Below are 23,718 nucleotides of genomic sequence, written 5' to 3'. Positions count from 1 at the left end.
CGACCGCCCTTCCGACTCCTTGCGTCAAGGGTGCGGTTGGAGCGCTGCGCCGACGGTCGCGGACTGCTCGGCGACGCGCTGCCTCACCGCGTCGGGAACCACGGTGACGGGCACGACGTCCTGAGCCGGGACCGTGCCCGCCCGGAGATCTCCCGAGCGGACACGGCGCTCAGCCGCGGGCGGTGCCGTGCAGGGTGCAGGTGCTCGGCGGGAGGGTGTCGCCGGTGCGGGTGGCCGGCCTGGAAGCCGATGCACCGACGCCCGGGGTCCCACCGCAGCCGGAGCCGGGGCGGCCGTGCCGGCGGACGCGGCAGCCGTGCGGGAAGGCCGTGGCCGGGGTGTCGTCGCCCTGGCCACGGCCCAGTGCCGTGTCGCTCACGCGCGGTTCCACTTCTGGTTGGCCTGGCCGTTGCAGGTCCACAGCACCAGCGGGGTCCCGTTGGCGGTGCCGGCACCGTTGGCGTCGAGGCACAGTCGGGAGCGGACGTTGCGGATCGAGCCGTCGGAGCCGACGGTCCACTTCTGGTTGTCCTGGCCGTTGCAGGGCCAGGTGATGACACGGGTGCCGTTGGTGGTGCCCTGGTTGTAGGCGTCCAGGCACTTGTCGCCGTAGACGCGGATCTCGCCGCCCGCCCATGTGGTCCACAGTTGGTTGGCGGCCGTGTGGCAGTCCCACAGCAGAGTCGCGGCGCCGGCGGCCGTCGAGGCGTTGTCCACGTCCAGGCAGCGGTCGGAGGCGTCGCCCCGCAGGCGTGAGGTGGTGGCGGCCAGCGGGCTGCCGCCGCTCACCCGGTACGCGGCGACGCCGTGCGCGGGGACGCTCGCCGAGATCTGCCCGGACGTGCTCGACGTGCCGCCGGTCCACAGGTCGGTGAGGGTGAACGGTCCTCCGCCCAGGCCGATCTGGGCGGCCGTCGCGGTGACCGTCGCCGCGCTCCCGCCCCGGTTGAACAGCCCCACCGCGACCGAACCGTCCGCCAGGGGCTTGGCGAACACCTCGATGGTGCCGTCATCGCGCACCCTGCGTCCGCCCGCGCCCTGGGAGTCCTGGTTCACCGCCAGCAGGCGCGGGTTGCGCAGGATCGCGCTGACGTCGGCGGACATCGTGCGGATGTCGTTGCCGGCCATCAGCGGGGCGCTCATCAGCGCCCACAGGGCGAAGTGGGAGCGGGACTCGGTCAGCGACAGGCCGGGGCGGCCGACGACCAGCATGTCGGGGTCGTTCCAGTGCCCCGGGCCGGACTGTGCGGCCAGCGGCGCGTTGACGTCCAGGACGTTGCCGACGCCCATCGGGTAGCTGTTGGTGTTGCCGTTCTGCCAGATGTCGAGCAGGTCCTCGGTCGTCCGCCACAGGTCGGCGACCTCGCCCCAGTTGTACGTGGACCCCGTGATGGCGTGGAAGCTGTTGGGGTTGATGCTGTAGACGATCGGCCGGCCGGTGGCGCGCAGGGCATCACGCATCAGCGTGAACCGCGCGACCTGCTCGTCACGGGTGCCGCTCGAGGAACACCAGTCGTACTTGAGGTAGTCGACCCCCCACGTGGCGAACGTGGCGGCGTCCTGGACCTCGTGGCCCCTGCTGCCCGTGGAGCCCGGGTAGGTGCCCACGGTCTGCGCGCAGGTGCGCTCGCCCGGCACCTGGTAGATGCCGAACTTCAGGCCCTTGCCGTGGATGTAGTCCCCGAGGGCCTTCATCCCGCTCGGGAACTTCGTCGGGTTGGCCCGCAGGTTGCCCTGCGCGTCACGCTGCGGGTCGAACCAGCAGTCGTCGACCACCACGTACCGGTAGCCGGCGTCCCGCATGCCCGAGGACACCATGGCGTCGGCGGCCTGGCGGACCTGGGCCTCGGTGATCCCGCACCCGAAGCTGTTCCAGCTGTTCCAGCCCAGCGGTGGGGTGAGCGCCGGACTGCCCGGCGCGGCCGTGGCGGTGGACTGCGCCGAGGCCGTCACGGAGGCGGTCACCGTCAGCGCGGCGGCCGTGAGGAGGCGGAACAGTCGTCCGCGTAATCGTCTGGGCACCGGGACTCCTTCGGCAGGGAAAAGGGAGGAGAGGGTTCGAAATTTCGGTTGACGTTCGGAAACCTCGGATGCCCCACGGATACTAGAGAGGCGACCGGTCATGTCAACACCTCGGCGGGGGACAGGATTTGTCGCGCGATCAGCAAGGGAGCAGGGCCGAGGCGCATCGACTCCACACCAGGCGCTTCGAACGTTTCGAAGCGGCGCACGACTTATGCGAGAAGGGTTGACGGGGTACGCCAACCTCCTATCATCCAGAATGCTCGACAAGTCGCACCACGTTCGACATTTCGAATGCGACAGAGCCACTCCGACCGATGAACTCGAGGTGAACACCTCCATGGATCTGTCATGGTCGCATCAACCCCTCACTCGTCGCCGCACGCTCGCGGCCGCCACCGGCCTGGCCGCCGGCGCCCTCCTCCCGCCCGGGCCCGCCCTCGCGGCCGCGGCGCAGTACGCGAACCCGGTGATCTGGCAGGACTTCGCGGACATCGACATCATTCGCGTCGGCGACACCTACTACGCCTCGGCCTCGACGATGCACTACTCGCCGGGCGCGCCCGTTCTGCGGTCGTACGACCTGGTGAACTGGGAGATCGCCGGCCATTCGGTACCCGTCCTCGACTTCGGCGCCAAGTACGACCTGAACGGCGCCCGCGGCTACGTCAGAGGAATCTGGGCGTCGTCACTGGCCTACCGGCCCAGCAACAGGACCTTCTACTGGCTCGGCCAGATCGACTTCGCCCGGACGTACCTCTACACCGCCACCGCGGTGGAGGGACCGTGGAACAGGCTGACGACGATCAGCACCCCCTACTACGACGCCGGCCTGCTCGTCGACACCGACGACACCCTCTACGTGGCGTACGGCAACACCACCATCAGCGTGGCCCAGCTCTCGCCCGACGGCCGCACCCAGGTCCGTACGCAGGAGGTGTTCAGGACACCGTCCAGTGTCGGCACCTTGGAGGGCGCCCGGTTCTACAGGATCAACGGGCAGTACTACATCTTCCTGACCCGCCCCGCGAACGGCCAGTACGTCCTCAAGTCCTCGAGCGGCCCCTTCGGCCCGTACACGATGCGGCAGGTCCTCCTCGACCTGCGCGGACCGATCCCCGGCGGCGGCGTCCCCCACCAGGGCGGGCTGGTGCGGACGCAGAGCGGCGCCTGGTACTACATGGCCTTCGTCGACGCCTACCCCGGCGGCCGCATGCCCGCCCTGGCACCGGTCACCTGGACCGCGGACGGCTGGCCCGTCGTACAGCTCGTCAACGGCGCGTGGGGCACCACGTATCCCAGTCCGGCCGTGCCCACTCCGCCCCGCCAGGTCACCCCGATGACCGGCGTCGACACCTTCGACGGTACGACCCTGAAACCGGGATGGGAGTGGAACCACAACCCCGACAACACCAAGTGGTCGGTCGGCAACGGCCTGACGCTGCGGACCGCGACCGTCACCCACGACCTCTACTGGGCCCGCAACACCCTCACGCACCGCATCCAGGGCCCCACCTCCACCGCCACGGTCCAGCTCGACCACTCCGCGATGCGGGACGGCGACCGGGCCGGGCTCGCGCTGCTGCGTGACTCCTCCGCCTGGATCGGCCTCAAGCGCGACGGCGGTGCGACACGGGTGGTGATGGTCACCGGGCTGACCATGGACGGCAACTGGAACACCACCGGCACCGGCACCGAGATCGCGAGCGCGCCCGTCTCCGGCGGCCGCGTCTGGCTGCGCGCGAACGCGGACATCCGCCCTGGCGCACCGCGCCCCGGGACCTTCTCCTACAGCACCGACGGCATCACGTTCACCCGTCTCGGACCCGCCTTCTCCATGGGCAACGACTGGCGGTTCTTCATGGGCTACCGGTTCGCCCTCTTCAACCACGCCACTCAGGCCCTCGGCGGCGCGGTCCGCGTCACACGGTTCGAGGTGTCCACACCCTGAACCGATCCATCGACCGCACCGCCCGGCCCCCGCCCCGACCAGGAGAACCATGAGCCCGCTGAGACAGCTCGGTCCTCGCCGGGCATCCGTCCCGAGCGTGCCGGCCGCGACCGTCCCGATGAACCCGGCACCGCGACCGGCGTCAGCAAAAGAAGGGGCGGGCCGCGACCAGTACCCAAGCCATCGGACCGGACGGCAGTCGCTGCTTCCGCTGCCGGACCCCGACCACCCCGGCCGGCTCCCCGGACGCCCCGTGCCGCGTCCGGGAGCGACCCGTTCGGGCCGGGGCCCGCCCCTCCCGGACAGTGAGGAGTCAGGCGCTGGCCCGGACGGCCAGGCGGGTGGGGAGGACCAGCGGGGTGGGGTCCTGCCCGTTGACGAGCGCGACGAGCATGCGCGCCATCTCCCGTCCGAGGGCCTCTATGGGCTGATGGACGGTGGTGAGCGGCGGATCGGCGATCCGGGCGACCGCCAGGTCGTCGAAGCCGACCACGGCGACGTCGGCGGGGACCCGTCGGCCGGCCTCCCGCACGGTGCGCAGCGCTCCCGCCGCCATGTTGTCGTTGGCGGCGAACACTCCGTCCACGTCGGGGTGTTCCGCCAGCAGCGCGGCCATGGCGGCGGCTCCGCTGCGCTCCGTGAAGTCCCCCTCCAGCGGCGGGAACGGATCGAGACCGGCGCCCAGCATGGCATCCCGGTAGCCGCGGTACCGGGCGCGCCCGGCCCCGGTGTCCAGACGCCCGCAGATCACGGCCACGCGCCTCCGGCCGAGTGAGACCAGGTGCTCGGTCGCCTCGCGCGCTCCGCCGACGTTGTCCACGTCCACGTACCACCGGGGAGCCGAACCGACCGGGCGCCCGCCGAACACGACGGGCATCTGCGCCTCGTCGGCCATCCGGGTCAGCGGATCGTCCTCGCGCAGCGCCATCAGCATCACACCGTCCGCGCCCCTGGACCGCAGGAGCTCCTCGACCCGCTTGCGGCCCCGGTCGGAAGCGGCCAGGCACAGCATCAGATGCAGGTCGGCCTCGTCCAGGGCGGCCGACGCCCCCACGATCACCCGGGCGAAGAACGGATCGGCGAAGATCGACGGATCCTCTCCCGAGACGACCAGGGCGGCCGCTCCCGTCTGACGGGTGGCCAGCGCGCGGGCGGTCGGATTGGGTACGTAACCGAGTTGCCGCACGGCCCGTTCGACGGCCTCGCGCTTGGCGCGGCTGACGTGCGGGGCGTTGTTGAGGGCGCGGGAGGCCACGGAGCGGGAAACGCCGGCGCGTTCGGCCACCTCGTCGAGCGTCGGATGCCGACGCGGCGCTGCTTCTGCCATGGCCCGTGAGTCTTTCACAGGCGGGGAGCGCTCAGGGACGCATGAGATGGGACCGCTTCCAGTGCAATGGCCTACAAGACCTGCGTCCCCCTGTGAAAGTCGAATACTGCGCCGACCATTGACAGCTCCAACACCCACCCTCACGATTGGGACCGCTTCCAGTGGGAGCGCTCCCAAAGCGCACCTCCTCTGAAACCGAGGTACTGTCTTGAGCCGCAGAATCCGCACCCTGATGGCAGCGCTCTGTGCTCTGCCGCTGGCGTTCGCCGCCGCACCCCCCGCCCACGCGGCCGACCCCACCACCATGACCAACGGGTTCTACGTGGACCCCGACTCGAGCGCGAGGCGGTGGGCGGCCGCCAACCCGGGCGACGGCCGGGCCGCCGCGATCAACGCGTCCATCGCCAACACACCGATGGCCCGCTGGTTCGGCTCCTGGAGCGGCACCATCGGCACCGCGACAGGTGCCTACGCCGGAGCGGCGGACTCCCGGGACAAGCTGCCCGTCCTCGTCGCCTACAACATCTACCACCGTGACTACTGCGGCGGGCACTCCGCCGGCGGAGCCGCCTCGCCGTCCGCCTACGCCGGCTGGATCGCTCAGTTCGCCGGAGGCATCGCGGCCCGCCCGGCCGTCGTCATCCTCGAACCGGACTCCCTCGGGGACTACGGCTGCATGACCCAGGCCCAGATCGACGAACGCGAGGCCATGCTCACCGGTGCCCTCGCCGAGTTCAGCCGCCAGGCCCCCAACACCTGGGTCTACATGGACGCCGGCAACCCGCGCTGGGCCGACGCGGCGACCATGGCCCGGCGCCTCCACGAAGCCGGCCTCCGACAGGCCCACGGCTTCTCGCTCAACGTCTCCAACTACATCACCACCGCCGAGAACACCGCCTACGGCAACGCCGTCAACAACGAACTGGCCGCCCGCTACGGCTACACCAAGCCGTTCGTCGTGGACACCAGCCGCAACGGCAACGGCTCCAACGGCCAGTGGTGCAACCCCTCCGGCCGCCGCATCGGCACGCCCACCCGGACGGGCGGAGGCGCCGAGATGCTCCTGTGGATCAAGACCCCGGGCGAGTCCGACGGCAACTGCGGTGTCGGAACCGGCTCCACGGCCGGCCAGTTCCTCCCCGAGGTCGCCTACAAGATGATCTACGGCTACTGATCCAGGACTCCCGCCGCCCGCACAGGCGACCGGCAGCCCGCCGGGCGGCGGGCACTCCCCGGCCATCTCACCGGAGAGAGGCCGACGTGATCCCCCCTTGAGGGTCCGGGGCCGGGTCCGGTCGGGACCATCCGTCACGACAACTGCGGCTGCGGCTGCGGCTGCGGTACCAGCGGTTCCCGCTCCTCCCACCACGACAGGTCCGGCACCCTCAAAACCCTCAACGGTCTGGGCGCCTGTTGCTCGGCGTGTACTTGCGGCCATGCCGGCAACAGGTCCCCGGGGATCGTCCCGAAGCCGTCCGGGTTCTCGCCCACCGGTGGCCCGGTGGGCGGCGGCTATCGCACGAGGCAGGGCCGCTTCGCGTCGAACTGCCAGCCGGGGACCAGGTACTGCATGCCGATGGCGTCGTCCCGCGCCCCCAGGGCCTTCGTCCGGTAGAGCTCGTGGGCGGCGAGGAGGCGGTCCATGTCGAGCCGGACGCCGAGGCCGGGTGCGTCGGGGACGGCGATCTCCCCGCCGACGATGCGGGGCGGGGCGGTGGTGAGCCGCTCCAGGCCCTCCTGCCATATCCAGTGCGTGTCCAGGGCGTTGTACGCGCCGGGCGCCGCGGCTCCGCAGTGGGTGACCATGGCGAGCGAGATGTCGAAGTGGTTGTTGGAGTGGCAGCCCCAGGTCAGCCCCATCGCGTTGCACAGCTGTGCCACGCGCACGGAGCCCTGCATGGTCCAGAAGTGAGGGTCGGCCAACGGGATGGAGACCGACTGCAGGGCGAGGGCGTGGGTCAGCTGCCGCCAGTCGGTGGCGATCATGTTGGTCGCGGTGGGCAGGCCGGTCGCGCGGCGGAACTCGGCGAGGACCTCCCGCCCGGAGTAGCCGCCCTCGGCTCCGCAGGGGTCCTCGGCGTAGGCGAGCGTCCCGATCAGCGGCCGGCAGAGCTCGACGGCCTCGCGCAGCGACCAGGCGCCGTTCGGGTCGAGGGTGATCCGGGCCTCGGGGAAGCGGTCCTTCAGCGCACGGACGGCCTTGACCTCCTCCGCACCGTCCAGGACGCCGCCCTTCAGTTTGAAGTCGCGGAAACCGTACAGCTCGTAGGTGGCCTCGGCCTGGCGGACGATCGCCTCGGGAGTCAGTGCCTCCTCGTGCCGGATCCGGTACCAGTCGGTCTCCGCGTCGGGTTCGCGGACGTACTCGAGGTCGGTGTGGTCGGGGTTGCCGACGTAGAAGAGGTAGCCCAGTACCCGTACCGAGTCGCGCTGCTGACCGTCCCCGAGGAGCGCCGCGACCGGTACGTCGAGGTGCTGGCCCAGGAGGTCCAGCAGGGCCGACTCCACGGCGGTGACCGCGTGGACGGTGGTGCGCAGGTCGAAGGTCTGCGCTCCGCGTCCGCCGGAGTCGCGGTCGGCGAAGCGGTCCGCGATCTCCCGCAGGACGCGCTTGTAGTCGCCGACCTTCGCACCGACCACGAGCGGCTCGGCGTCCCGCAGGGTCTGTGTGATCTTCTCCCCGCCGGGCACTTCGCCCAGGCCCGTACGCCCTTCGGAGTCCGTCAGGACGACGACGTTGCGCGTGAAGTAGGGACCGTGGGCGCCGGAGAGGTTCAACTCCATGCAGTCACGGCCCGCCACGGGGTAGACGGAGAACGCGGTGACGGTCGGCTGGCTCGTGCTCATGCTCTCTTCACATTCCTTGTACGACGGGGGAGGAGGGGCAGGACGGACGGTCACAGGCCGAGGACGTCAAGAGTCCACTCGGCCACCAGGACACCGCCCAGGCCGAGGACCGCCAGCACCGTCGTGTACGTGGTGCGGACCTTGATGGCCTGAACGACCGAGAGGTTGAAGTACTCCTTGAACAGCCAGAAGCCGGGGTCGTTGACGTGCGAGAAGGCGATGGAACCACAGGAGACGGCGAGCACCATCATCTCGGCGTGGGCTCCGCTGCCGGCGAGCAGGGGCAGCACCACGCCGGAGGCCGTGACCACCGCGACCGTCGCCGAGCCCAGGGCCACCCGGAGGATGGCCGCGATCAGCCAGGCGAGGACGAGGGCGGAGACGGACCAGGAGTCGGTGACGTCCTTGATGTAGTCGGAGATGCCTCCTTCGACCAGGACGTTCTTGAAGGCGCCGCCGGCCCCGATCACCAGCAGGATCATCGCCATGGCCTTGACCGCCGAGGAGCAGGAGTCGCCGACCTCCGACAGGCTGCGGCCGATCCTCGGCCCGAAGGCCCAGGTGGCCAGGAGCAGGGTCAGCAGGAGGGCGATGGGGGCCGAGCCGATGAACGCGACGGAGTGCAGGAACGGGCTCTCGTCGGAGGTGGCCATGTCGGTCACCGCGGCGCCGGCGATCAGGACGACGGGGAAAAGGGCCACCGACAGCGACCAGCCGAGGCCCGGCATCTCCTCGTCGGTGAACTCGCGCTCGGTGACCAGGCCCTTGGGGATGGCGGGGTTCATCGCCTTGATGAACGGCAGGCGCGGCCAGAGCAGTGCGATGAACGCGCCGACCGGAATCGCGATGAAGAGACCGTAGAAGAGGGTCAGCCCGACGGAGGCGTCGAACGTCGCGGCGACGGCGGTGGGGCCGGGGTGCGGCGGCAGGAAGCTGTGCATGGTGGACAGGGAGATCGACATGGGCAGCCCGACCCACAGCAGGTTCGCCCCGGTGACCCTGACCAGGGTGAACGCGATGGGCACGACGATGATGAAGGCGACCTCGTAGAACATCGTCACGCCGATGAGCATGGACGTGACCACCATGGCGACCTGGACCCAGCGGGGACCGAAGGCGTCGAGGAGTCTGCCGGCTATGCGCTGGGCGGCACCGGAGTCGCCCATGATGCTGCCGACCATGGCACCGAGTCCGATGGTGAGCATCGTGTCACCGATCTGGCCGCCGATGCCGTCCGCGAGGATGTCCGGGATGTCCACCAGCGGAATCCCCTGGACCACGGCGACGCCGACCGCCACCAGCAGGAGCGCCGCGAAACCGTTCAGTTTCAGTCTGGTCATGAGGAGCAGCAGAACCAGAACGCTGATTCCGACTACGAGAAGTGGCATGTCAGTTCCCCTTTGAACTGTGGGTTGGGGGACGGGCCGGCCGGCCCGGGCGTGCGGCACGCTCCGGTGGGGGACGAGCGGGACGGCCGGACGGGGTGCGGCCGTGACGTCGGGCCGTGGCGGTCGGGGAGGAGCGGGACACGGGCGGGGCGGCGCGCCGGACCGGCTCGTGACCGGTGCCGGTGCCCGGCCGTCTCCCCCGTCCCCGCGCTCCCCGCCCCGGCCCACGACGGCAGCCGTGAGCGGCGGAGCCGGCTCCCCGCTGTCGGACGGAGGACCAAAGCGGCCGGTGTGGCACACGGGATCCTGGTCGGCCGTGCGCTCACGCTCCGCGGGGCGCCTGGCCGGCGCGATCCGTCACGGCATCGAGGACCTCGGGCGGGATCCGGTCACTCGGGGCGGACCGCACCGACGGCGCTCCGGGACGGCGGCCACCGGCGCGTTCTGCCGGACGGAAGCAGGCATGGTCGCATCTCCTGGACGGGGGGCGCGACAAGCACTGCCGCGTACGATCCGAGCCACCGAACCGGTGGCTGAGTTGACCGTAGAGACGGTTCCGATGCACGTCTATGTCGAATATTGTTGGCTGCAATACCTTCTCTGTATGACTACTTCGTGACGGGGACGTGCCAGGCACGTGTCACAGGTGCTGCAGGAGCGCGTCCAGGGCCGGATTGTCGTTGTTCTTGCGCCACACGAGGTTCAGTTCGACGGGCTGGGGGTCCGGTAGGACCACGGGCCGGAAGACGATCCCGCTGTAGCGCATCCGGGCCGCGGCCTCGGGGACGAGGGCGAGACCCCAGCCGCCGCTGACCAGGGCCAGGATGCTGTGGACCTGGGTGAGGTACTGGGTGAAGACGGGCCAGACGTCCGCAGCCCTGAAGACGCTGATCAGCAGCTCGTGGAAGTAACGGGCCTCGCTGGGCGAGTACATGAGGAAGTCCTCGTCGGCGAAGTCCTCGACCCGCATGGGCTCGTCCGTGGCGGCCAGCCGGTGTCCTGCGGGCAGGGCGGCCAGCAGCCCCTCCCGCACGGCCGTCCGGGAGACCAGATCGGCCCCGGTGGCCGAGGGCCGGGCGAGCCCGAGGTCGAGCGAGCCCTCGCTGAGGGCCTCCAGCTGACGGCGGGTGACGAGCTCCTGGAGGAGGATCTCCACTCCCGGCAGCGCCGCCCGCGCGGTGTCCAGGAGACCTCCGAGAGCGGAGTAGGCGCCGGCCGCCGTGAAGCCGACGGCGATCGCCCCCGCCTCGCCGGTGGAGACGCGGCGCACGGCGAGGGTGGCCTGCTCGGACTGGCGCAGGATGCGGCGGGCCTCGATCAGGAAGGCCCGGCCGGCGGGGGTGAGCCGCACGGTGCGGTTCGTCCGGTCCAGCAGCTGCACGCGCAGCTCGCTCTCCAGTAGCTGGATCTGGCGGCTCAACGGCGGCTGGGTCATGTTCAGCCGTTCCGCGGCACGGGTGAAGTGCAGTTCCTCGGCCACGGCCACGAAGCTCGTCAGCTGAGCAAGGGTGAACATTGATGCTCTCCAGGTATTGCGGCATCCAAAATCTATGTTGGACGTGAATCACGCGTGACCGTAGCGTCAACGGCGGACAGTCGGCGACCGGAGAGTCGTCCGGCACCCGGCGCACGTGCCGTGACGGGCCCGTCGCGACGGCCGGGAGGCCTCCTTCCGGGCCGGCCCTCCGTCACGCACGTGCGGACGTCGGCTGTCCGGCCCCGACAACCGGTGCGCCGCCCGTGCGCGTCCGCTTGCGACGGACGTCGCCGTGCCGGACCCGGCCGCGGTCGCGGGCCCCGCACCGACCGCCTCGACCCCAGGGACAGGACGTAGGGACATGACGTGGTGACCACGCCGCGTACGGCGCCGCACGCCGTACGCACCGCAGCCGGGACCGCACCGGCCGGCGAAGCGAGGGCCCCCGGTGACCGGCCCCGCACACACACGGTCGCGGCGGAAGGGGCCGGTACCCGCCCCTGACCCGTCGCCCCCTCGGTTCCCGCCCCGGCCGGCGCTCCCCGGATCCCGGCGCGGGTGGCGTCGACCAGGACAGCCGCGCCACCCGCGCCGTCACCGCCTGCCGCCCCACCCGCCCGCCGCATCGCCGGCGTCCCGCCCCTCCCCCGCCCCACCACGACTCCCAGGAGCCCTCTCATGACGTCCTTCACCCCGACGGAACTCGGCCGGCGCATCGGCTCCGGACTGCTGTCCTTCCCCGTCACCCACTTCCGTGACGATCTGTCCTTCGACGAGGACGCCTACCGCGAGAACATCGTCCGCCTGGCCAAGTACGACGTCGGCGGCCTCTTCGCCGCCGGCGGCACGGGCGAGTTCTTCTCCCTCACCCCCGGCGAGGTCGAACGCGTCGTCACCGCGGCTGCCGACAGCGCCCCCGACGGCACCCCGATCCTGGCCCCGGCCGGCTACGGCACCGCCACCGCGATCGAGTTCGCCGCCGCCGCCGAACGCGCCGGCGCCGACGGCATCCTGCTCTTCCCGCCCTACCTCACCGAAGCCGGACAGGAAGGCCTGGCCCGGCACGTCGAAGCCGTCTGCCGCGCCACCTCCCTCGGCGTCGTCGTCTACAGCCGCGCCAACGCGGTCTACTCCGCCGACACCGTCGCCCGCCTCGCCGACACCTGCCCCAACCTGATCGGCTACAAGGACGGCGTCGGCGACATCGACACGATGACCCGCATCCACACCCGCCTCGGTGAGCGCCTCACCTACATCGGCGGCCTGCCCACCGCCGAGACCTTCGCCCTGCCCTATCTCCAGCTGGGCGTGACGACCTACTCCTCGGCCATCTTCAACTTCCTGCCCGGGTTCGCCCTCGACTTCTACGGCGCCGTCCGCGAGCGCCGGCACGCCGACGTCACCCGGATGCTGGCGGACTTCGTCCTGCCCTACACCGAGATCCGCAACCGCCGGGCCGGCTACGCGGTCAGCATCGTGAAGGCCGGCATGACCGCCACCGGCCACGGCGCGGGCCCGGTCCGCCCCCCACTCACCGACCTGGCCCCGCAGGAACTCGACGAGCTCAGGGCCCTGATCACCGCGCTGCCCGCCGCGGCGATCTGACCCCCGCCCCAGCCGCCTCGGGAGGAGGGCTCCCCGCACGGGCAGCGCCGCCGTCCCCCGCCACACGGCTCACCCGCCTGCGAACGGCCTGAGAGGGGCGATGGCCGTCACCGGGACCGGGCGGCCGGGGTACGTTCCCCGGCCGCCCGGTCGGCTCGGGAGCCGCCGCCGGGCGCCGCGCCCCCGCGCAGGAGCCATGGTGAACACGTCCCGTGACGCATGAGGCCGGTGCGGGCGGCGCGCCGGGCCCCGCCTCCGGGAACGGGCGCCGGAGAGCCGGCTCGGTGCTCCCGCCGGGGAAGCCGCCCGGCAGCCGCTGACATGCCGCCCGTCCGTTACCCGTCTAGCGTGGACCGGGCAGGCGTTGTCGCGGAAAGGAACCGCCCATGCCGGTCGCCCGGAAACCATTGCACGGCCGCACCGCCGTGGTGACCGGGGCCGCCCGCGGTCTCGGCGCGGCCCTGGCCCGGGTCCTGGTCGACCGGGGCGCCACCGTGGCGCTGCTGGGCCGCGAGGAGAGGACGCTGGCAAGGGTCAGGGACTCGTTGCCGGCGGGGAGCTCGGTGTGCTGGGAGGTCGACGTCACCGACGACCGGGGCATGGGTCTGGCCGCTTCCGGGATCCGCGCGCGGCTCGGGCCGCCGTCGGTGGTGGTCGCCAACGCCGGGGTGGCGGAGGGCGGCCCGTTCGCGGAGTCGGATCCCGCCGTCTGGCGCCGCGTCGTCGAGGTGAATCTCGTCGGCAGCGCGGTCACCGCGCGGACGTTCCTGCCCGACCTGTTCGACACGCACGGTTACTTCTTGCAGGTGGCGTCGCTGGCGTCCATAGGCGCGGCACCGATGATGAGCGCCTACTGCGCGTCGAAGGCGGGAGTCGAGTCGTTCGCCCACGCGCTGCAGGCGGAGGTCGCCCACCGGCACGTGGGGGTGGGGATCGCCTACATCAACTGGACGGACACCGACATGGTGCGCGACGCCGACGAGTACGCGGTGCTGCGGGAGTTGCGCGGGCACATGCCGCGACCGGCGCGCAAGGTGTACTCCGCCGCGTACGTGGCGGACCGGCTGGTCCGCGCCGTCGAGCGGCGCCGTCCCTCCGTCTACGTGCCGCGCTGGTTGCGCGGGACCCAGCTCGTGCGCGCCGCGATGCCGCCCGTCGTCACGTCGCTGTCGCGACGCGAACTGCCACGGCTGTCCGCCCGGGAGCCGTTCTCGGCGACCGGACTGCTCGGCGCCGGCGGCCGGGCCGACCAGGCGGGCGGCACCGGCGCTCCGAGCGGTTGAACGGCCGATCGCGCCCTCGCCGTGCATCCGCCCCGGGTGCCGGGGGCGAAGCAGTGCCGACCGGGCCTGTCCGCCTCTCCGGGGGCCCTCGAGGCCGGGAGGGCGGGCGGTCCCGCCGAACGGCGGGAGGACGGTCTCGCCGCATCGGCCGCGGACCACCGCGCCGCGACGCGCGCGGTCGCGTGGTGGCGGCCGTGAGCGACCCGGCGCCGAACGGTGTCCTGGAACGAGCCGGAGGGAAAGACCGTGGGGACGAACGGACCGCGGGACGCGGAGCAACTGCACTGTCTGGTGACCGGCGCCTCCGGGTACATCGGCGGGCGACTGGTGCCGGAGCTGCTGGAGGCCGGTCACCGGGTCCGCTGCCTGGTCCGTTCCCCCGCCAGACTGCGTGATCAGCCCTGGGCGGCGGAGGCCGAGAGCGTCCGGGGGGACGTCACCGACGCGGGGTCGGTGGCCGAGGCCATGCGCGGTGTCGACGTCGCCTACTACCTGGTGCACGCCCTCGGATCCGGTGCGGGTTTCGAGGAGACCGACCGCCGTGCGGCGCGGATCTTCGCCCGGCAGGCGCACGCGGCGGGCGTCCGGAGGATCATCTACCTGGGCGGCCTCACACCGCGGGACGTCCCCGAGCGTTCGCTCTCCCCGCACCTGCGTTCCCGCGCCGAGGTCGGCCGCATCTTCCTGGACTCCCCGGTGCCCGCGACCGTGCTGCGGGCCGCGGTCGTCATCGGCTCGGGGTCGGCCTCCTTCGAGATGCTGCGCTATCTGACCGAGCGGCTGCCGGTCATGGTGACCCCCAGCTGGGTGCACACCCGCACGCAGCCCATCGGGGTCCGCGACGTGCTGCGCTACCTGGTCGGCTCCGCCACCATGCCGGACGAGGTCGACCGGTCCTTCGACATCGGCGGACCCGACGTCCTCACCTACGAGGACATGATGCGCCGCTACGCCGTCGTGGCCGGCCTGCGCCGGCGGATCATCGTGCCGGTGCCGGTGCTCACCCCCCGGCTGTCCAGTCACTGGATCGGCCTGGTGACCCCGGTGCCGGCCGCCATCGCCCGGCCCCTGACGGAGTCCCTGCGCCACGAGGTCGTCTGCCACGAGCACGACATCGCCCGGTACGTCCCCGACCCTCCGGGGCATCCCCTGCCGTTCGACGAGGCGCTGGCCCTGGCGCTGCGGAGGGTCCGGGAGGCCCAGGTCGCCACCCGCTGGTCGTCCGCGTCCGTCCCGGGAGCTCCCAGCGATCCCCTCCCCACCGACCCCGACTGGGCCGGCGGCAGCCTCTACCAGGACGAGAGGCGGCTTCCCGTCGACGCGTCCCCGCAGGCGCTGTGGAAGGTGATCGAGGGGATCGGCGGCGAGAACGGCTGGTACTCCTTCCCGCTGGCCTGGGCGGTGCGCGGTCGGCTGGACCGGTTCGTCGGCGGTGTCGGCCTGCGCCGCGGCCGACGTGACGCGGAGCACCTGCGCGTCGGCGACTCGCTGGACTTCTGGCGCGTCGAGGAGATCGAACCGGTGCACCTGCTGCGGCTGCGGGCGGAGATGCGGCTCCCGGGGCTGGCGTGGCTGGAGATGTACGTCGAGACGGACCCCGAGGGCCGCACCCGGTACCGGCAGCGCGCCCTGTTCCACCCGCGGGGACTGTTCGGCCACGCCTACTGGTGGTCCGTCTCCCCCTTCCACTCCGTCGTCTTCGGCGGCATGGCCCGCAACATCACCCGGACCGCCGCCAGGGGACCGGTGCCCCGCAGGAGTGATCGTCGCGCCGGGCGCATCCGCGGCCTGTGCGACCGGCGAAGTGTCCGGCAGCGGACATCCGCTCACGCACCGCCGCACCAGGAGTGACGCCATGACCGTCGCGGTCGTCCTGTTCACCTCGGACCTGCGCCTGCACGACCATCCGCCGCTGCGCGCCGCGCTGGAGGCGGCGGACGAGGTGGTGCCGCTGTTCGTGCTGGACTCCGGGATCGGTGCGGCCGGCTTCGACGCTCCCAACCGGCGGGCCTTCCTCGCCGACTGTCTGCGGGACCTCGACGCCTCGCTGCGCCGCCGCGGCGGCCGGCTCGTCGTCCGGGCGGGGGCGGTGGCCCGGGAGGTGTGCGCGGTCGCCGCCGAGTGCGGGGCCTTCGAGGTGCACATGTCCGCGGGCGTCACCGCGTACGCCCACCACCGTGAGGAGCGGCTGCGCGAGCGGCTCGGCGGCAGCGGCGTGGCACTGCGCGTGCACGAGACGGTGCTCACCGCCGTCGCTCCGGGAGCGGTGACGCCCTCGGGTTCCGACCACTACGCCGTGTTCACCCCCTACTTCCGCCGCTGGGACCGGGAGCCGCTGAGGGCGTTCCTCCCCGCGCCGCGCGCCGTGCGCGTTCCCGACGGGGTGCGCGGCCGGCCGGTGCCCGGGCGCGCGGACGTGTCCGGCGTCTCGCCCGGTCTCCCGGCCGGAGGGGAGACCGCCGGCCGCGACCGGTTCGCGCGGTGGCTGCGGGCCGGGCTGTCCCACTACGAGGACCGGCACGACGACCTGGCCGGTGACGCGACCTCGCGGCTGTCGCCGTACCTCCACTTCGGGGCCCTGTCCCCGGTGGAACTCGTGCACCGTGCCCGGGGGCACGGCGGGCCCGGCGCGGACGCGTTCGTGCGCCAGCTGTGCTGGCGGGACTTCCACCACCAGGTGCTGGCCGCGCGGCCCGAGGCGTCCGTGACGGACTACCGCACGCGCCACGACCGCTGGCGTGACGAGGAGGACGCCGCCGACGACATCGCCGCGTGGCGGGAGGGGCGTACGGGATATCCGGTCGTCGACGCGGCCATGCGTCAGCTGCGCCACGAGGGCTGGATGCACAACCGCGCGCGGCTGCTGGCGGCGAGCTTCCTGGCCAAGACGCTGTACGTGGACTGGCGGATCGGCGCACGGCACTTCCTGGACCTGCTCGTGGACGGCGACATCGTCAACAACCAGCTCAACTGGCAGTGGGTCGCCGGCACCGGCACCGACACCCGCCCCCACCGCGTCCTCAACCCCCTCGCCCAGGCGAAGCGGTTCGACCCGGGCGGCGCCTACGTACGCCGCTGGGTCCCCGAGCTCGGGGACGTGACCGGCACAGCGGTGCACGAGCCCTGGCGGCTCCCGGCGGACCGACGCGAGGAACTCGGCTACCCCGGCCCGCTCATCGACCTCGCCGACGGACTCGCGCGCTTCGAGCACGCCCGCGGCCGCGCCTGAGGCGGCCCCGTCGCGCGCCGGCTCCTCGGCGGCCGGCCCGGCCCTGCGCGGACGCGGCCGAGCACGACGGGAACCTCCGCGTCACCCCTGCCGCCCCAGGTCGGCGAGCACCTCCCGTGCGGCACGCGTGCCCGACGCCAGAGCGCCCTGCACCGATCCGGTGGCCCGGTGGTCCCCGCACACGTACCTGCCGGGGCCGAAACGGGTCGTACGGCTCAGCGGCCAGGGCGGAAGCATCGCGGGCAGCGCGCCCTCGACGGTGTGGGCGGCGATCTGGCTCCAGCCGCTCGTGTCGGCGCCGTACAGGTCGGCCAGCCGGCGGCGCACCCCGTCCGCCGCACCGGGCCGGTCCCGTCCCAGTACGGAGGTGGAGACCAGCGCGGTGCCGGGCGGCGCGTACGTGGGGGCCACCTCGCTGAGCACACAGGTGTTCAGGACCGCTCCGGTGCCGTCCACCCGCAGGATCGGTTCCGCCGACGGCACGGCGTCGGTCGCGTGGTAGTAGGTGGTGACCGTGCGTCCGTCCGGCACGGACAGGCCCGGCAGCAGGCGGCCCGCGGTGGCCGCGTCCGTCGCGACCACGACGGCGGGGGCCGGCACGTCGGCGCCGTCCCCCAGGAGCACCCCCTCGTCGGTGACCTCGGCGACGGGCGTCCCGAGCCGCAGGACGCCGCCCGGCAGGCCGTCGGCGAGCCGGGCCGGCACCGCTCCGATGCCGGCGGCGGGCAGGCACAGGGATCCGCGGACCATGCTCCGCCAGACGAGGTGGAAGAAGCGCGCGGAGGTCTCCAGGCGGTCCTCCAGGAACACTCCGGACAGGAACGGCCGCAGTACGCGCGCGATCACCTCGTCCGACAGGAACGCGCGGGACAGGGCCGCCGAGGTCGGGCGGTCCGCGCGGCGTTTCAGGACGTCCACCGGCAGCACCGCGTCGCGGGCGGTGAGCGCCGCCAGCGCGGCCAGGTCACGGGCCGTGAGCACCCTCCCCGGCAGCAGCGCACGTACCGCGCCCGGACTCCGGGTGGGATCGGCGAGGCGCGCCGACCCGGTCGGGGTGTGGACGACGATGCCCGCGGTGAAGGGCCGCAGCCGGAGGCTTCTCAGGTCCAGGCGGCGTTTCACCTGCGGATACGAGGTGTTGAACACCTGGAAGCCGCGATCCAGCAGGAACCCGTCCCGCCGGTCCGTACGCATCCGGCCTCCCACGCCGTCGGACGCCTCCAGCAGGGCCACCCGCAGTCCGGCACGGCACAGATCCAGTGCGCAGGCCAGACCGGCCAGACCGGCACCGACGACGACGGCGTCCGGTGCCCCGCGGTGTTCGTGGGTCATGTCTCTCCTCGTTCGACGCGGTGTCCGTGACGCGGGGCCGGCCGTCGGGCCCGTCCGTCCGGCCGGTGCCCCGGACCTGCCGGTGCTCCGGACCTGCCGGTGCTCCGCACCTGCCGCCGGCACCGCCGGTCCGGCGGACCACGTTCCCGGGGCCGGTGCCGGGCGCCACGGCCGGGTGCCCCGGACGGCGGCACGTCACCGGGCGGCCACCGACTCCAGGGCGGCGACGGCCTCGGCGAGCCCCGCCGGACGCGCCAGACCGGCCACCGCCCGCCCTGCCCAGCCCGGCCCGAGCGTGAGGACGACCGGCCTGCGGCGGGCACCGCGCACGCCCCACTCCATGCCGGCCACGTGCTGGGCCAGCGGCCGGCTGGCGGTGGTACGGGACTGCGCCCACAGCCCCACGGCGGCCGGCCCGGTCCGGCGCACCGCCGCGACGAGGGACTCGACGGGCAGGGCGCCGCCGAACATGCGCACCGGGATGCCCCGTTCGGTGAGCGCGGCGGAGAGCACTTCCAGCGGGAGCGTGTGGTTCTCCCCCGGCACGCAGGCGAGCATCGTGGTGGCGCCGGGGCGGTCGGGGATCGTGTCGGGCACGGTGCGCCGCAGCGCGCCGGAGACGTGCCAGGACAGGAAGTGCTCGACCTCGACGTACTTCTCGCCCGACCTCTCCCACTTGCGGCCGACGGCCTGGAGGGTGGGCACGATCACCTCGGTCCAGGCCGTGACCAGTCCGTACTCGGTGATCGCGGCGAGCAGGAGCCGGTCCAGTGCGGCGGCGTCGAGCCGCAGGGCCGCGCGGGCGATGCCCTTGCACTCCTGGCGCACGTCGCCGAGCCGCAGTCCGCTGCCCGCCCGGCTGCGGGCCGGCGGTCGCGGTGCCCCGACGGCCGCCCCGGGAGCCGGGGGCACGGCCGGCGGCTCCCCGCCGCGCGCCAGGCGCGCGGCCTCGGCCGGGGGCAGCCCGGTCGCCGTCAACGCGCACATCCGCTCCAGCCGTGCCACGTCCCCCGCGGTCCAGCGCCGGTGCCGGCCGCCGGTGTGACGGTCGGGGCCCAGCCCGTAGCGGCGGTCCCACGTACGGACCGTGGTGGGAGCCACCCCCAGACGCCTCGCCACCTCGCCGGTGGTCAGCCCGCCACCCGGCGGGACGTCCTCACCGTCCCGGTGCTCACCGTTCTCCGTCAGTGCGTTCATGACCCCACTGTACGACGCACAAACGACGCATGTTGTCTGCGTCGTTTGTGCGTCCAAGACTGGAGACAGCCGCACGGCGGGCCACGCACGGCAGGCCGGCGGACCTGCCGTTCGGCGGGCGGCCTTCCGTCCCCGTACGACGCACCGCAGGAGGAGCCAGGCCATGAGCACCCATGCGCGACCCACCACCGCACTCGTTCCGCCCGTGGAGGAGACCCGGTACGAGGAGGAGCTGGCCCGCGGGCTCGTCGCCGCCGACGAGGAGGCGTTCGCGGCGATCTACCGGCACTGGGGCTCACTCGTCCACGCCATGGCCGCCCGGTCCCTCGGTGACGCCTGCGAGGCCGACGACGTGACCCAGCAGGTCTTCATAGGCGCCTGGCGCGGACGGCACGGTTTCCGTCCGGACCGGGGCACGCTCGGGGCCTGGCTGGTCGGCATCACGCGCCGCAAGATCGTCGACGCGCTGGCCGCCAGGACCAGGCGCCTGTCCCTCGTCGACTCGGCCGCCCACGACGCCGCCCCCGCCGGGCCGGTGACGGCGGCACCGGACGACGTGCTGGACCGCGTACTGCTCGTCCAGGCCCTGTCCCGGCTGCCGCACGCGCAGCGGAAGGTGCTGTGCATGGCGTTCTACGAGGACCTGACCCAGGTCCAGATCGCGGAACGCACCGGGGTGCCCCTGGGGACGGTCAAGAGTCACACCCGCCGCGGCCTGCACCGGCTGCGCCTGGTGATCGAACAGGACCACATGCCCGGCGCGGGCGTGTAGCCGGACCCGAGAAGCACCGCACCGGACGCATCCGCGGCACCACCCGCCCGGGAAACACGACCGAGACTCCGCAGCGTGCGAAGACTTCATTCGAAGGGATGATCCTCATGACCTTCCGGACCCCCGTCGCCATCGCCGCCTCGGCCGGCGCCTGCGCGCTCGCCCTGGGTGCGACCGCACCCGCCGTGGCGGCTCCCGACAAGGCACAGGACACGTCCATGGTGTCCGTCTTCCACGGCATCCCCGGGATGACGGTCGACGTCTACGCCAACGGCGACGAACTGCTCAGCGACTTCAAGCCCGGCACGGTGACCGAGCCGCAGTCCCTCGACGCGGGGACCTACGACATCCAGATCTTCGAAGCGGGCCGGGGCCCCGACGGCACACCGGCTCTGGAGAAGGAGGTGAAGGTGCCCGAAGGCGGCAACGCCACGGTCGCCGCCCATCTCTCCGCGGACGGCAAGCCCCGGCTGACGGCCTTCACCAACGACGTGTCGCGGGTGGACGCCGGCAAGGCGCGCCTGACGGTCCGCCATGTCGCGGCCGCGCCCGCCGTGGACGTACGGGCCGGCGGGCAGCCCGTCCTCACCGGTCTGACGAACCCCGGGGAGGACACCGCGGCGGTCGACGCGGGCACGGTGAACGCCGACGTCGTCCTCGCCGGGACGGACACCGTGGCCATCGGACCGGCCGACCTGGACCTCGAGGAGGGCACGAGCAACGTCGTCTACGCCTGGGGCAGTGCCGAGGACAAGAACCTGGCCCTGGCCACCCAGACGTTCAGCGGCATGGAGTCGACGCCCAACGCCGTCGACGCGGGCGGCAACGGAGCCGCCGTCACCCCGGACTCCTCCGGCCAGTGGCCGGCATGGGCGGCCGCGGCCGGAGCGGTCGCGGTGACCGGCGCCCTGGTGGCCCGCCGGGGCGCGGGCCGGCGTGGCTGACACCGCGCGCCGGCTGACCGGGCTGACCGTGGCGGCTGCCGCTCTGGCGGCCGCCCTCGGCGTTGCGGACCGGCCGTCGGAGCCGGGCCCGGCCCCGCCCGGCTTCGACGGCGCGTCGTCGGCGCAGCGGGCCGCGGCCGTCCCGCTCCCCGGCGGAACGCGGTCCGGGGCCGGCACGGCCCGGGAGGCGCCGCCCGAGCACGTCGAGGCCGCCGGCATCGGCCTCGCCGCCCGGGTCGAGGCGGTCGGCGTGACCCGGCGGGGAGCCATGACCGTCCCCGAGGATCCCTCCGTGGCCGGCTGGTACCGCTACGGCCCGGCACCCGGGAGCCCTCAGGGGTCGGCCGTGCTCGTGGGGCACGTCGACGGCGACACGGGCGACCTCGGCGAGTTCGCCGCTCTGTACGAGGTGCGGCGCGGAGACCGCGTCGAGGTGCGGCGGGCACGGGCGGAGCCGGTGGTCTACCGCGTCGTCTCGCGCACCACCGTGCCGAAGGACGAGCTGCCGCCGTCCGTCTTCCGCCGGACGGGCTCTCCGGTCCTCACCCTGATCACCTGTGCGCCGCCGTTCGTCCCCGAGCGGGGAGGTTACCTCTCGAACCTCGTCGTCACGGCGGAACCGGTGAAGGGCTGACGGCGCCCGCACGAGTTCGACCATCCCGTGCTCTCAGCGGTACGGAGTCCGAGACACAGGAGGGCGCAGTGGGTCACGTGGAGTCGGCGCACTTGTGGGAGCTGGCGCTGGGTCATACGACCGGTGACGAGGATGCCGGCGCCCTGCGGCACGTCTCGGGGTGCCCGCGCTGCCGGGCGGAACTGAAGCTGCTGACCCGCGTGGTGAAGGGCGTGCGGGACGCCGAGGCGGCGGACCTCCCGGCCGCGCCCTCCGAACGCGTGTGGCAGCGGATCGTCGAGGAACTGTCGCACGAGGCCGCCACGCCCCCTCCCCCCGGCGGGTGCCCCGGCCGGCGGTCCCCCGCCGGAACGGCGTACACGGTCCGGCACGTGCGGACAGCCGGGGCCGGGACGCGCGCGTGCCTCCTCGGCCTCGTCCTGGTCGCCGGTGTCGCCCTTCTCCGGCGGTTCCGGGTCAGGACTCGCGCCGGCGCGGGCGGTTGAGCGGTCGCCGGGCCCACCGCCCGGGACGGAGATCACGAGGTCGTGGGATCGAAGCTTCGCGAACCGGCACCGGTCGGAAGGCAACCCGTGACGCACACCTTCGATCATCGGATGGTCATACCGGAAAACACGTTCCCTCCGGCCGGCACCGCCTGCCTACGGTGCCACCACCGGCCGGGGCGAGAAGCACTGCCTCGCCGAAGCCGACGCAACCCACGAGCAGACCGAAGAGGGAGACGTCCATGGCAACTGTGGAAGTGTCGCTGAAGGACATCATGACCGTCACCGAGGGGGCCCTCGGAACGGCCGTCGTCGACTACTCCAGCGGCATGGCCCTGGGGACGCTGGGCGGCGGCAAGGACCTGGACCTGACCGTCGCGGCCGCCGGCAACACGGATGTCATCCGGGCCAAGGTGCGCACCATGGAACTGCTGGGCCTGAGCAGCCAGATCGAGGACATCCTCATCACCCTCGGCAGCCAGTACCACCTCATCCGGCCGGTCACCGGCCGCAGCGGCAACGGCCTGTTCCTGTACCTCGTCCTCGACAAGGCCCGGTCGAACCTGGCGATGGCCCGCCACCAGCTCAAGCGGGTCGAGGAGCAACTGGAAGTCTGAACGCCCCGGAGCCCCGGCCGACGTGCGCCCATGATGTGAAGACTTCTTCAAGTCACCACATCAACATGATCGGAACCCGTGGATGCGCGCCACGCCGGGCGAGAAGGATCGGCTCAGAAGGACCGGTTCGAAAAGGACCGGTCCGAAAAGGACGGCACATCGTGCGGCGGCGCCTTCGCGGGGCGCCGCACGATGGAGAACATCCCCGATGCGGCAGGGAGCACGCGCCCATGCAAGTCCCCCTCTACCAGGCCAAGGCGGAGTTCTTCCGCATGCTGGGACACCCTGTGCGCATCAGGGTCCTGGAGCTGCTGCAGCACGGGCCCGTGCCGGTGCGGGACCTGCTGGCCGACATCGACATCGAGCCGTCCAGCCTCTCGCAGCAACTGGCCGTCCTGAGGCGGTCCGGCATCGTCGTCTCGGTCCGGGAGGGCTCCCACGTCCGGTACGCGCTCGCCGGCGGCGACGTCGCCGAACTGCTCCGGGCGGCCCGCCGGATCCTCACCGAGCTGCTGGCCGGGCGGAGCGAGCTCCTGGCCGAACTCCGGCAGACCGACCCACCCGTGCCGGCGGTCCCCGGGAGCGAGCGGGGCTGAGGACTCCGGGGC

20 protein-coding genes are annotated in these 23,718 nt (G+C 72.8%); 12 read left to right on the top strand and 8 right to left on the bottom strand.

Going from position 1 to position 23,718, the window contains the following annotated elements; all coding sequences use genetic code 11:
* Positions 1-169 precede the first annotated feature (169 nt).
* Both ACFY3N_RS11470 and ACFY3N_RS11465 read right to left on the bottom strand, forming a co-directional pair.
* On the bottom strand, positions 170-379 hold the full coding sequence (locus tag ACFY3N_RS11470; RefSeq protein WP_390816402.1) for a hypothetical protein: 210 nt from the start codon (positions 377-379) through the stop codon (positions 170-172).
* Positions 376-2,022: a glycoside hydrolase family 27 protein gene (locus ACFY3N_RS11465; RefSeq protein ID WP_390816401.1), complete on the bottom strand. Its 1,647-nt coding sequence runs from the start codon at positions 2,020-2,022 to the stop codon at positions 376-378. Before ACFY3N_RS11465 ends, ACFY3N_RS11470 begins: the two co-directional genes overlap by 4 nt.
* Positions 2,023-2,362: 340 nt before the next feature.
* Between ACFY3N_RS11465 and ACFY3N_RS11460 the strand changes: the two genes are divergently transcribed.
* Positions 2,363-3,973 (top strand): glycoside hydrolase 43 family protein, encoded by a 1,611-nt coding sequence (locus ACFY3N_RS11460; protein WP_390816400.1) that lies wholly within the window; start codon positions 2,363-2,365, stop codon positions 3,971-3,973.
* A 313-nt stretch (positions 3,974-4,286) separates the two neighbouring features.
* Here the strand turns inward: ACFY3N_RS11460 and ACFY3N_RS11455 are convergent, their stop codons facing one another.
* Positions 4,287-5,300, bottom strand: coding sequence for a LacI family DNA-binding transcriptional regulator (locus ACFY3N_RS11455; RefSeq protein ID WP_390816399.1), 1,014 nt, complete (start codon positions 5,298-5,300; stop codon positions 4,287-4,289).
* Positions 5,301-5,508: 208 nt separating this feature from the next.
* Here ACFY3N_RS11455 and ACFY3N_RS11450 point away from each other — a divergent pair, with 208 nt between their 5' ends.
* Complete coding sequence (locus tag ACFY3N_RS11450) at positions 5,509-6,474, top strand: glycoside hydrolase family 6 protein (RefSeq protein WP_390816398.1); 966 nt, start codon at positions 5,509-5,511, stop codon at positions 6,472-6,474.
* Positions 6,475-6,812: 338 nt separating this feature from the next.
* Here ACFY3N_RS11450 and ACFY3N_RS11445 read toward each other — a convergent pair whose 3' ends face one another.
* The 3 genes from ACFY3N_RS11445 to ACFY3N_RS11435 all read right to left on the bottom strand — a co-directional run bounded on the left by ACFY3N_RS11445 (position 6,813) and on the right by ACFY3N_RS11435 (position 11,051).
* Positions 6,813-8,147, bottom strand: coding sequence for an enolase C-terminal domain-like protein (locus ACFY3N_RS11445; protein ID WP_390816397.1), 1,335 nt, complete (start codon positions 8,145-8,147; stop codon positions 6,813-6,815).
* A 50-nt stretch (positions 8,148-8,197) separates the two neighbouring features.
* Positions 8,198-9,535 (bottom strand): gluconate:H+ symporter, encoded by a 1,338-nt coding sequence (locus tag ACFY3N_RS11440; RefSeq protein WP_390816396.1) that lies wholly within the window; start codon positions 9,533-9,535, stop codon positions 8,198-8,200.
* A gap of 640 nt (positions 9,536-10,175) precedes the next feature.
* The gene (locus tag ACFY3N_RS11435; protein WP_390816395.1) at positions 10,176-11,051 is read right to left on the bottom strand and encodes a LysR substrate-binding domain-containing protein; all 876 of its coding nucleotides are present in this window, start codon (positions 11,049-11,051) and stop codon (positions 10,176-10,178) included.
* Positions 11,052-11,690: 639 nt separating this feature from the next.
* Here ACFY3N_RS11435 and kdgD point away from each other — a divergent pair.
* The 4 genes from kdgD (at position 11,691) to ACFY3N_RS11415 (ending at position 17,129) form a co-directional block, all read left to right on the top strand.
* The gene (gene kdgD, locus ACFY3N_RS11430; RefSeq protein WP_390816394.1) at positions 11,691-12,617 is read left to right on the top strand and encodes a 5-dehydro-4-deoxyglucarate dehydratase; all 927 of its coding nucleotides are present in this window, start codon (positions 11,691-11,693) and stop codon (positions 12,615-12,617) included.
* A 386-nt stretch (positions 12,618-13,003) separates the two neighbouring features.
* Positions 13,004-13,900: an SDR family oxidoreductase gene (locus ACFY3N_RS11425; protein WP_390816393.1), complete on the top strand. Its 897-nt coding sequence runs from the start codon at positions 13,004-13,006 to the stop codon at positions 13,898-13,900.
* Positions 13,901-14,146: 246 nt separating this feature from the next.
* Positions 14,147-15,751, top strand: a complete 1,605-nt coding sequence (locus tag ACFY3N_RS11420; RefSeq protein WP_390816392.1) for an SDR family oxidoreductase — start codon at positions 14,147-14,149, stop codon at positions 15,749-15,751.
* Positions 15,752-15,755: 4 nt separating this feature from the next.
* Positions 15,756-17,129, top strand: coding sequence for a cryptochrome/photolyase family protein (locus ACFY3N_RS11415; RefSeq protein ID WP_390816391.1), 1,374 nt, complete (start codon positions 15,756-15,758; stop codon positions 17,127-17,129).
* An 81-nt stretch (positions 17,130-17,210) separates the two neighbouring features.
* On the opposite strand, the gene ACFY3N_RS11410 is transcribed toward ACFY3N_RS11415, so the two are convergent.
* Positions 17,211-18,461, bottom strand: coding sequence for an NAD(P)/FAD-dependent oxidoreductase (locus tag ACFY3N_RS11410; protein WP_390816390.1), 1,251 nt, complete (start codon positions 18,459-18,461; stop codon positions 17,211-17,213).
* Positions 18,462-18,656: 195 nt separating this feature from the next.
* Positions 18,657-19,658: a MerR family transcriptional regulator gene (locus tag ACFY3N_RS11405; RefSeq protein ID WP_390816389.1), complete on the bottom strand. Its 1,002-nt coding sequence runs from the start codon at positions 19,656-19,658 to the stop codon at positions 18,657-18,659.
* A gap of 163 nt (positions 19,659-19,821) precedes the next feature.
* Here ACFY3N_RS11405 and ACFY3N_RS11400 point away from each other — a divergent pair, with 163 nt between their 5' ends.
* From ACFY3N_RS11400 to ACFY3N_RS11375, 6 genes are all read left to right on the top strand, one after another.
* A complete protein-coding gene (locus ACFY3N_RS11400) occupies positions 19,822-20,430 on the top strand; it encodes an RNA polymerase sigma factor (protein ID WP_390816388.1) in 609 nt (202 codons plus the stop codon).
* A gap of 107 nt (positions 20,431-20,537) precedes the next feature.
* Positions 20,538-21,374 carry a DUF4397 domain-containing protein gene (locus tag ACFY3N_RS11395; RefSeq protein ID WP_390816387.1) on the top strand — a complete coding sequence of 279 codons (837 nt, stop codon included), beginning with the start codon at positions 20,538-20,540 and terminating at the stop codon, positions 21,372-21,374.
* Positions 21,367-22,008, top strand: a complete 642-nt coding sequence (locus ACFY3N_RS11390) for a class F sortase (RefSeq protein ID WP_390816386.1) — start codon at positions 21,367-21,369, stop codon at positions 22,006-22,008. Before ACFY3N_RS11395 ends, ACFY3N_RS11390 begins: the two co-directional genes overlap by 8 nt.
* A 68-nt stretch (positions 22,009-22,076) precedes the next feature.
* Complete coding sequence (locus ACFY3N_RS11385; RefSeq protein WP_390816385.1) at positions 22,077-22,493, top strand: hypothetical protein; 417 nt, start codon at positions 22,077-22,079, stop codon at positions 22,491-22,493.
* Positions 22,494-22,735: 242 nt separating this feature from the next.
* Positions 22,736-23,110, top strand: coding sequence for a hypothetical protein (locus tag ACFY3N_RS11380; protein ID WP_390816384.1), 375 nt, complete (start codon positions 22,736-22,738; stop codon positions 23,108-23,110).
* A gap of 230 nt (positions 23,111-23,340) precedes the next feature.
* On the top strand, positions 23,341-23,706 hold the full coding sequence (locus ACFY3N_RS11375; protein WP_390816383.1) for an ArsR/SmtB family transcription factor: 366 nt from the start codon (positions 23,341-23,343) through the stop codon (positions 23,704-23,706).
* The last annotated feature ends 12 nt before the right edge of the window (positions 23,707-23,718 follow it).

Source organism: Streptomyces sp. NPDC000348, assembly GCF_042898795.1.
Classification (GTDB): domain Bacteria; phylum Actinomycetota; class Actinomycetes; order Streptomycetales; family Streptomycetaceae; genus Streptomyces.
This window is presented reverse-complemented; position numbering and strand designations above follow the sequence as displayed.